This window comes from Paenibacillus sp. 2TAB23 (genome assembly GCF_052115165.1).
Lineage (GTDB): Bacteria > Bacillota > Bacilli > Paenibacillales > Paenibacillaceae > Pristimantibacillus.
Genome location: NZ_JBFRGD010000015.1, coordinates 176,422 through 185,971, shown reverse-complemented (window position 1 = coordinate 185,971; position 9,550 = coordinate 176,422). Strand labels below are relative to the sequence as shown.

At 50.8% G+C, this 9,550-nt stretch carries 7 protein-coding genes; 2 read left to right on the top strand and 5 right to left on the bottom strand.

Going from position 1 to position 9,550, the window contains the following annotated elements:
* Both AB4Z29_RS21115 and AB4Z29_RS21110 read right to left on the bottom strand, forming a co-directional pair.
* Positions 1-864, bottom strand: an 864-nt coding sequence (locus AB4Z29_RS21115) for an extracellular solute-binding protein (protein WP_441944965.1), incomplete at its 3' end; no start/stop codon positions are given.
* Positions 849-1,160 carry a hypothetical protein gene (locus AB4Z29_RS21110; RefSeq protein ID WP_441944964.1) on the bottom strand — a complete coding sequence of 104 codons (312 nt, stop codon included), beginning with the start codon at positions 1,158-1,160 and terminating at the stop codon, positions 849-851. The genes AB4Z29_RS21110 and AB4Z29_RS21115, both read right to left, overlap by 16 nt.
* A 405-nt stretch (positions 1,161-1,565) precedes the next feature.
* On the opposite strand from AB4Z29_RS21110, the gene AB4Z29_RS21105 reads away from it, so the two are divergent.
* Positions 1,566-3,611, top strand: coding sequence for an RICIN domain-containing protein (locus tag AB4Z29_RS21105; RefSeq protein WP_441944963.1), 2,046 nt, complete (start codon positions 1,566-1,568; stop codon positions 3,609-3,611).
* Between the two features lie 207 nt (positions 3,612-3,818).
* Here AB4Z29_RS21105 and AB4Z29_RS21100 read toward each other — a convergent pair whose 3' ends face one another.
* Positions 3,819-4,571: an SDR family NAD(P)-dependent oxidoreductase gene (locus AB4Z29_RS21100; protein WP_441944962.1), complete on the bottom strand. Its 753-nt coding sequence runs from the start codon at positions 4,569-4,571 to the stop codon at positions 3,819-3,821.
* Between the two features lie 377 nt (positions 4,572-4,948).
* Between AB4Z29_RS21100 and AB4Z29_RS21095 the strand changes: the two genes are divergently transcribed.
* The gene (locus AB4Z29_RS21095) at positions 4,949-6,283 is read left to right on the top strand and encodes an FAD-dependent oxidoreductase (protein ID WP_441944961.1); all 1,335 of its coding nucleotides are present in this window, start codon (positions 4,949-4,951) and stop codon (positions 6,281-6,283) included.
* 85 nt (positions 6,284-6,368) lie between these two features.
* Here AB4Z29_RS21095 and AB4Z29_RS21090 read toward each other — a convergent pair whose 3' ends face one another.
* Together AB4Z29_RS21090 and AB4Z29_RS21085 are read right to left on the bottom strand one after the other, a co-directional pair.
* Positions 6,369-7,310 (bottom strand): hypothetical protein, encoded by a 942-nt coding sequence (locus tag AB4Z29_RS21090; protein ID WP_441944960.1) that lies wholly within the window; start codon positions 7,308-7,310, stop codon positions 6,369-6,371.
* Positions 7,311-7,313: 3 nt separating this feature from the next.
* The gene (locus tag AB4Z29_RS21085) at positions 7,314-9,524 is read right to left on the bottom strand and encodes a heavy metal translocating P-type ATPase (protein WP_441944959.1); all 2,211 of its coding nucleotides are present in this window, start codon (positions 9,522-9,524) and stop codon (positions 7,314-7,316) included.
* Between the last annotated feature and the right edge of the window lie 26 nt (positions 9,525-9,550).

The window sequence follows — 9,550 nt, the reverse complement described above, 5'->3', positions numbered from 1 at the left end:
ATTCCCTTTGTCGTACAGCTCCTGAAGCTTCGGCTGCAGCTCCTTCGCCCAGTCCGCTGCCGTCATTTTCCCTTCCCAAACCTTGCCTGCCTCCTGCCACATCGTATCGATCCATTTCGTGTCCTTCGACCCGAACTMAATCGGCTCATGACCGTAGTCTTCGATAATATCCAGAAATACCTTCCGGTTAGCCGGCGCTTTGTCATAGGCCACAAACTCACCCTTCGCCATATCGATCAGGTTCGGCACCGCTTGACCCAGCTCGTAATTCTGCTTCTGCCCTTCCGCATCCAGCGCCAGGAATGCCGCTAGATTGAACGCTTCCTGCGCATGCTTCGACTTGCTTGATACCGAATAACCCATCGAACCGACCCATGTTCCCGCTTTGCCTGTCTCCGGGTTGACCGGCCATGCCGCGATGTCCCATTCGAACGGCAAATCCCAGAATCCCGGCTGATCCCACGGGCCCATCGGGAACATCCCTACCTTGCCGGCTACAAAGCGCGAGTATGCGTTCATCGCCTTCTCGTCCTCCGGCGACGGCGTCACGTTGTGCTTCAATCGAAGATCGGCTACCCACTGCATCGCTTTCGCGAACTCAGGCGTGTCRATCGTRACTTTGCCGCTCGCGTAATCGATGAACGATCCCCCGCTTGCCCATACYGCGCCTTCRAGCGTAAAGTTCGCTCCGCCGTAAATGTCTACCTTGCCGTCGCTATTCTCATCCTTCGTCAGCTTCTTTGCCGCTTCGAGCCAGTTGTCCCACGTCCACTTGCCCACCTCGGCAGGCGGCAGCTCAACCCCTGCTTCCTCGAACATCGTCTTGTTGTAAGCCATTGCCCATGGGCCTACATCCTTCGGCAAGCCATACAAATCTCCTTGTCCAACCTGTTTCCCGTCATAGCCTTAACGTTCGGATATTTCGTTTCGTAGGATTTAATTAGCTTTGTGAAGATGTCCTTCTCCTGCGGGCTCCCGTGACCCATAAACGAAATCTTCACCTGCTCCTGCGGTGCATTCGACGCTCCTTCGCCTTTATTGCCTGTATCGCCGTTTGTATTGGAACCGCTTCCATTTGTGCCCGATGAACAAGCCGATAGCAGCATTCCCAAACATAAGATCATAATAAGACCGAGCCTTGCCGTCATTTTTTTCTTCATTTCGTTTTACGCCTCCCTTTTGATTACGCTGCTTAACCATCCATTCTGACTATCAAGAATTCGCAAATGACACTTCGTTTCCAAGCTCACCGTAATCAGCCTAATTCAATGTCATAATTTAGTAAGCGCTTTCTTGATGAGTTTATTCTAAATTATATTGTTATAATTTTAAATACTATATTTAGTATAAAAATTAGTTTGATTCGCTTTATTCTTTTGTTTTTTTGGAATTATGACTTCATTCTCCTTTCCTTTTGTTCATCTCCCCCCTTTTCCGCTCCAATAATCTAGTACCAAAAGAAATTCATATACGTAATATAATAAATTTAGTATATATTTCATCAAAAATTTACCCTATAATTCCATTTGAAGCGCTTACATTTTGAGAAGAGGAGATGATTTTACATGTTCTTATCCAAAAAGCTTAGATGTACTGCAATGCTGACAACCCTTTTACTTGTGCTTACGACTCTCTTATCCGGCTTTCAGGTATTTGCAGCACCCGGGCTCGCTTGGCCTGCCAACACGGCAACCGTATTCACCCCATCGAATGGAGGCGTGTGGTATCCGCGCTTGCTTAAGCTAAGCAATAATGACATTCTCGCTTCATTTGATACCAATTCAGGCGGCGGCCGTACAAGAATCATGATCTCCCGCAGCAAAGACGGCGGACATAGCTGGTCTCCCGCCATTCAAGCAGCCGCTGATTCGAGCGGCGATGTCGGCAACGGACAGATGCTCCAGCTCGCAAATGGCGAGATATGGCTCTCTTACCGCCTTGTGGTCCAATCCGGCAGCACCTACAGCACCTACCTAAAAACGAGAACAAGCACCGATGGCGGCACCACTTGGTCCGATCTCGCCAACGGCCAGATAGGCGCCACTACGGCGAACTCCTTCAAAGGCTTATGGGAGCCGCATCTTCAAATGATTGGCAATACAATTGCAGTCTATTATGCAGACGATGGCCCTGTTACCGCCGGTACGACGGGATTGCAAAAGCTGATTATGAAAACCTGGACCGGAAACGGCTGGGGCGCGGAAATTGTCGTAAGCGACGGAGTTGCAGCCGGGTCTAGGGACGGCATGCCCGTCATTAGCCAGATGGCAAACGGCAAATATATGCTTGTATTCGAGGCCACTGACGTATCTGGCCATCCTTTTGTCATCAAATATAAGATTTCTTCCGACGGCTATAATTGGAACGTTCCTCGGCAAACACTTTATATTCCCTCGAAAGCCGGCAAAAAAGCTGGAGCCCCTTTTGTCGTCAAGCTAGGAGACGGACGGCTGCTTGCGTCTTTCCAAACCGATAACGACAGCATAAACACGGGCGATGCCTACTCTTCCATGTATACGATGATCAGTGCGGATAACGGTGCTTCCTGGCAATTCCGAACTAATATTTTCCCCGTGAGCGACACAAAAAACTCCAATTGGAACGCATTGCTGCCGATAGACGCTACGCATGTAGTGGCCGCAACCAGCTCCAATTATCCGAGCAGCGGCGTCTATGTCCGCTTTGGTCACGCGATTACGCCGTCCAATGCCAATTTGGTGACGAATGGCAGCTTTGAGACCGCGAACGTAAGCGGTTGGACCACGTTTGGCGATGACTATCCCGCACGCATCAAAGCGCACGGAACCAATGACGGGGTTGGCGTTCCTGCTGCGGATGGCAATCATTTTATCGGGCTTGCTGGAACAAGCGGCCCTGCTACAGCCTATGTTGGTCAAACTGTCAGCGGACTCGATAACGGCAATTACACGATGCGTGCCTTCATGCGCAGCAGCGGAGGGCAGAACGCATGCGTCATGGAAGCCAAGGATTACGGTGGCACCATTCGGCAAGCAGCATGTCCGGTTACCGGAGCTTGGACGCCGGTAACGCTCACTAATATTGCGGTTACGAACGGACAAGCAACGATCGGTTTTTTTGCATCGAATACGCTTGCAAGCCAGTGGGCCGATATTGACCGGGTTGAATTTTACAGAAATGATAGTTATAACGGAATTGTATCCGGAGGCGTGTATAAGCTTGTGAATACAAACAGCGGCAAAGCGCTTGAGGTTGACGGCTGGGGAACGGCAAACGGATCGAACGTTCAGATCTGGACAGAGGGGGCGAGCCAAGCTAACCAGCTGTGGCAAATAACACATGTAAACGGAGGGGCATACAAGCTGATTAATACGAATAGCGGCCGAACGCTTGAGGTAAACGGCTGGGGGACTGGGAATGGATCGAATGTTCAAATATGGGACTATGCCGCCACGCCTAATCAGCATTGGAAGCTTATAGATGCCGGCAGCGGCTATTTCAAGCTTATCGATACGAATAGCAATAAAGTACTCGATGTCGCGGGTGCCGGCACTGTAAATGGAAGCAATGTTCAAATATGGGATGACTTGAACAACGGCGCGCAGCGCTGGAAGCTTGTCCGCGTGAGCTGATTCGATAGGATGCAGCAGGCCATTTTTGCAGCTAATGGCCTGCTGCTATCCCCTTCTCCATCTCATAGAGCTGTTTCTCCAGTGATATGGGGTTAGAGTTCCTCTCACGTTATATCTACGATTTGAACCGCCCGTTTTGCTCCGCAGGAAGGCTTCTCCATATCCAATGTCTGAGAATTGTCCTTTTAGATATATTTGGGCAGACCACTATTCCTCGTATATCATTTTACGCGTCAATCCGCCGTCGATCGTTATATGCGTACCTGTTACGAAGTCATTATGCGGATCGGTCAAATACAGACATGCGCGCGCAACATCCTCCGGCCTGCCTACACGCTGAGACGGGTGCTGTGTATGATCCTCCTCGCGCAGCTTGCTGTAATCACCGGTTTCAATCCAGCCGGGGCAAATTGCGTTAACAGTGATCCGGTCAGGGCCCAGTGATACAGCCATTGCATGCGTAAGCGACAATATGCCTCCCTTTGAAGCGGCGTAGGCTTCCGAATTCGGCTCTGACATCATAGCCCGCGTGGAGGAAATGTTGACTATCGCTCCACCTCCAGTAGTCCGCATGAGCTTCGCTGCTTCCCGCGAGCATACAAATGTCCCTCGCAGATTCGTATTCACAACGCTGTCCCACTCCTCGATATCCAGCTCGTAAGGAGATTTCCATATGCCAAAGCCGGCATTATTAATAAGGATGTCCAATCTGCCTACTAGTGTCTCCACGTCCTTCAGCAATCTCGCAATTTCCTCGGGCTTGCTCATATCCGCCTGTATAGATAAAGAATGATAACCCGCTTCCTCCAGCAGCAGTCCGGTTTTTTCGAGCCCGTCTTCATCTCGATCCGCGAGTATGGGCAGGGCCCCCTGCTCCGCATAAGCTAGCGCGAGCGCTCGGCCGATACCTGCACCGGCGCCCGTAATAAGTACATGTTTATCCTCATAGTTTAATGACATTGGAAGACCTCCTCGGTTGTTTCTTTCTTGCTTATGAGTGTAAAACAATTCATTCGAGAATGGAAATGGGAGGCTGCTAAGCGGCAGAGAATACCTGTGGCTCATCGTTCATACCGCATAAAAGTACAATAGAAACGGCATAACTGCCACCGCTTCTCATTTGTTGCGAAATCGTGACGAATCGTCAGACTATTTAAACAAAAAGCGCAATAATGCATCATTACCCCTTGTCATTCTATCCAAAAAGGCATATGATAAAAGCAAGAAAAGGTTGTGAATGTTTTCACATTGTATAGAATATTGTGAATTAATTCACGTTGTAAAGAACAGCTGTAACGCAGCATCGTTCTTACACCTACACATAGGAGGCGTTTTATATGACAACGAATATTGCAGTGATTGGATGCACACACGCAGGTACTGCTGCGATTACCCAAATGGCTAAGCTATACCCAGATGCTCGCATTACCGTATACGAACGTAATGATAATATCTCGTTTCTATCGTGCGGAATCGCCCTTCATGTCGGCGGTGTCGTGAAGGATGCCGGCAAGCTGTTCTACGCGTCGCCCGAACAGCTTGCTACGCTTGGCGTCATTACGAAAATGCGCCACGATGTGCTTGCCATAGATACGGATGCGAAAGAAATTCAAGTTCGAAACCTCGCCACAGGGGAGGAATTCACGGATAGCTACGACAAGCTAGTCGTAACGACTGGCTCGTGGCCGATCATTCCGCAGATGGAAGGCATCGATCTCGAAAATATCGTATTATGCAAAAACTACAACCATTCGCAAACGATTATCGAAAAAGCTAAAACCGCCAATCGGATTGCCGTCATTGGGGCAGGCTACATCGGGATCGAGCTCGTCGAAGCGTTTGAGCAGCTTGGCAAGCAGGTTACTCTAATCGACAATATGGAGCGTATTCTCTACAAATACTTGGACCGTGAGTTTACCGACCTGACTGAAGCGGCACTCGTCGATAAAGGTATTGCTATTGCAACTGGCCAGACCGTTACTTCGTTCGAGGGGACCAACGGACAGGTGACCACCGTCGTAACAGATGCAGGCAGATACGAAGCCGATTTGGTCGTGCTTTGCATCGGATTCCGTCCCAATACCGAGTTGTTGAAGGGTCAAGTTGATATGCTTCCGAACGGAGCCATTATCGTCGACGATTACATGAGAACGAGCAAGCCGGACGTATTCGCAGCCGGTGACAGCTGCGCCGTTCATTATAATCCGACCGGACAAAATGCTTATATCCCGCTTGCTACCAATGCGGTACGTATGGGAACGCTCGTTGCTCGTAATCTGATGCAGCCAACAGTGCGCTATCTCGGAACACAAGGCACATCGGGCATCAAAATCTACGATTACAATATCGCTTCGACTGGCATGACAGAGGTGGCTGCCATTGCTGCCGGAATGAATGTGAAAAAAGTCACAATCATTGATAATTATCGTCCTGAATTTATGCCTACCTATGAGCAGTTTACGCTGAAGGTCGTATACGTGGCAGATAGCGGCCGAATCGTCGGCGCACAGGTGCTGTCGAAGATCGATCTGACACAGTCGATCAATACACTCTCGGTTTGCATCCAGAACAGCATGACGATGGACGAACTAAGCTTCGTGGATTTCTTCTTCCAGCCGCATTATAATAAGCCATGGAATCTCCTCAATCAAGCTGGACTGCAAGCTGTATAAAACATCCAAGAGAGCAGCGCATTCGTCTGATCAGACGGGCGCTGCTCTCTCTTTCGATTATCCTATAGACAAATGTTTTTCTCGCTTATTCGGCTTCCACCGTGAATGGAACGATAAAGGTTTTCCCGCCTCGCTGGAATTGACCCCATATCTTATAAATGCCAGGTTCGGGGAAGCTTGTGGAAAACTGGGCGGTAGGCCCGCTTGCATTATCATCCGTCGGATGGACATGCAGATAACGGCTGAGATCCTTATTCAGAATGACGACATGCCCAATCGCGCCCAAATAAGGCTCTAAATCGGTAATCGGCTCCTTCGTTTTCTCATCGCTTAGTGTAAAGGTTAGATCAACGTCCGCTCCTGATTTAAAAGTAGACGCATCCAGCGTTACCGTTACGCCTTCCAACATTTTGGTCAGATCCTCATCCTTCACTACCGGTATTTCCGCTTCCTTGGAGCCAGCTGTTTTCATTCTTGACGTCACAGTCAACTGCGAGGAGCCCGTAGGAATGAAATCGGCAAACAGCTTGTACGTACCGCTTTTGGGAAAAGCTGCAATTACCTCAAATTTCCCTTTGCCAACATAGTCGGGATGGATATGCATGAACTCTGACATATCCTCGCTGACGACGATAAGGTGCATCAGCTTCTCATGGTTCACATCGTATTTCTCGATTGGCTTGCCGCCTGAGTCGTATAAGAATAATTCAACCTTTGTCTCTTCTCCCGGCTCAGGCCGCTCTGGCGAATACCGCCATTCCAAGCGTACATCAGCAGCCGTTGTTTCCTCATCGCTGGCGCCATGCCCGCTATGCTCGCCCTGATTACCCTCTGTACTTGCATCACCGCTTGCGGAGTGATTGTGATGCTCATCATTTGTTTTCGCTTGATTGCCTGCGGCATGCTGTGAATGCTCATCCTTTGACGCGCTTCCGCAGCCAGCCGCAAGCAAGCCCAGCAGGATAATGGCTGCAGCTGTCGTTCCCCTGCGATATTTGTTCACCGATATCCATTCCTTAGCCACCATCTCTTATCTCATCCTTTGCAGCCTGAGCGCATTCAATACAACCGATACCGAGCTTAATGCCATCGCTGCGCCTGCCAGCCACGGAGCAAGAAAACCCGCGGCAGCAATCGGTATGCCGATTACATTGTAAGCCAGTGCCCAGAACAGATTTTGTTTAATGTTCGCCATCGTAACCCGGCTCATCCGGATCGCGTCCGCTATGCTGTTCAAATCGCCGCGCATCAGCGTAATATCGGCAGCCTCGATCGCTACATCGGTTCCGCCGCCGATTGCCATGCCGATATCGGCTGCCACCAATGCGGGAGCATCATTCATGCCATCGCCAACCATCGCAACCTTGCGGCCCTCCGCCTGCAGCTCCTGTACCGCCTTAGCTTTCTGCTCCGGCAATACCTCGGCAACGACCCGCTCGATGCCTACTTCTCTAGCAATCGCCTGCGCGGTTCGAGCATTGTCGCCGGTCAGCATAATGACTTCAAGCCCCATTGCCTTCATGCGGGCGACCGCTTCTGCGGATGTATCCTTCACCGTGTCCGCCACCGCGGCTAGCCCTGCATACTCACCATTCACGGCGATGAGCATAACCGTCTTGCCCTCCGATTCCAGCTTCTGCTGTTCTGCCTCAATAGCCTTGATGTCAACGCCGTGCTTCTCCATCAGCCTTCTCGTACCGATCAGCAGCCGTTCACCCTCCACTACTGCCTCAATGCCGAAGCCTGGAACCGCTTCGAACTGCTCTGCTTCCGGCAGTTCGATCGAACGCTTCTTAATTCCTGCGACAAGCGCCTCGGCGACCGGATGCTCGGAGCTTTTCTCCGCGGACCCGACCCAGCTGAGCAGCCGCGCCTCCTCATAACCCGCTGCCACGCGAATATCGGTTAATTCCGGTTTTCCCTTTGTCACGGTCCCCGTCTTGTCGAGAACGACCGTGTCGATCCGATGGGTGCTCTCCAGATGCTCTCCGCCCTTGAATAAGACGCCCAGCTCGGCGGCCCGGCCCGATCCGGCCATAATGGAAGTCGGTGTCGCAAGTCCCAGCGCACATGGACAAGCAATAACGAGCACCGCGATCGCTTTCTCCAGCGCATTGCCCAGATCACCCGGCTCGATGATCACATACCATACCGCAAAAGCAATGACCGCCAATACCGTCACAATCGGAACGAATATACCGGAAATCCGATCGGCTACCCGCTGAATAGGCGCCTTCGAGCCTTGCGCATCCTCGACGACTCGAATGATTTGCGCAAGCGCCGTCTCCTTGCCGACCTTTGTTGCTTGCATCCGCAGCGCACCATTTTTATTAATTGTCGCGCCGATTAATTCATCGCCTTGACGCTTGTCGATTGGCATGCTTTCGCCAGTTAGCATCGATTCGTCAACCGTCGATGCTCCATCCAGCACTATTCCATCAACCGGAATTTTCTCGCCTGGCTTTACTAGCAGTATATCCCCCGCGATAACCTCCGTAGTCGGAATGCGGTATTCAATACCCTCCCGGACAACGAGGGCCATTGGCGCCTGCAGCCCCATCAGCGTCTTGATCGCTTCGGAGGATCTGCCCTTCGCCAGTGCCTCAAGCAGCTTCCCTAGTACAATGAGCGTAATTAACACTGCGCTTGTCTCATAATAAAGCTCTGCCTCATGGGCGCCGTGACTGTTGGGGTTCAAGGTTTGCAGCGTTTCATATAGACTGTAGAAGAACGCTGCAGACGTTCCAAGAGCAACGAGCACATCCATATTGGCAGAACCGCTTCGCAGCGCCTTGTACGCTCCTACATAGAAAGGCCAGCCTATAATAAACTGGACAGGCGCAGCAAGCCCGAGCTGGAACCAAGCATTCATAAACAGCATCGGCACGGGCAAGAAACTTGTTAAAGAGAAGTGGCCCGCCATCGCCCATAGCAACGGCAATGAAAGAAGCACGGCAATGCTAAGCCGAATCTGCTGCTTTCTAATCTCTTGCTTCTTGTAATCTGCCGCGCTGTCACCAGAATCATCCGTTTGTTTAATCGTTCCATAACCCAAGTCGACAATTTTCTGCTCCAGCTTGGCATCGTCGGTTACGAGCGGATCATAATGTACGGATGCACGCTCAAGCGCCAGATTGACGCTTGCTTCGACGCCTTCCATCCGGTTGAGACCTTTCTCGATTCGATTGGCGCAGGCCGCGCATGTCATTCCTGTTATTTGTATAGTCGTTTGTTTATTCATCCTTAATCACCTGCTGACAACATACC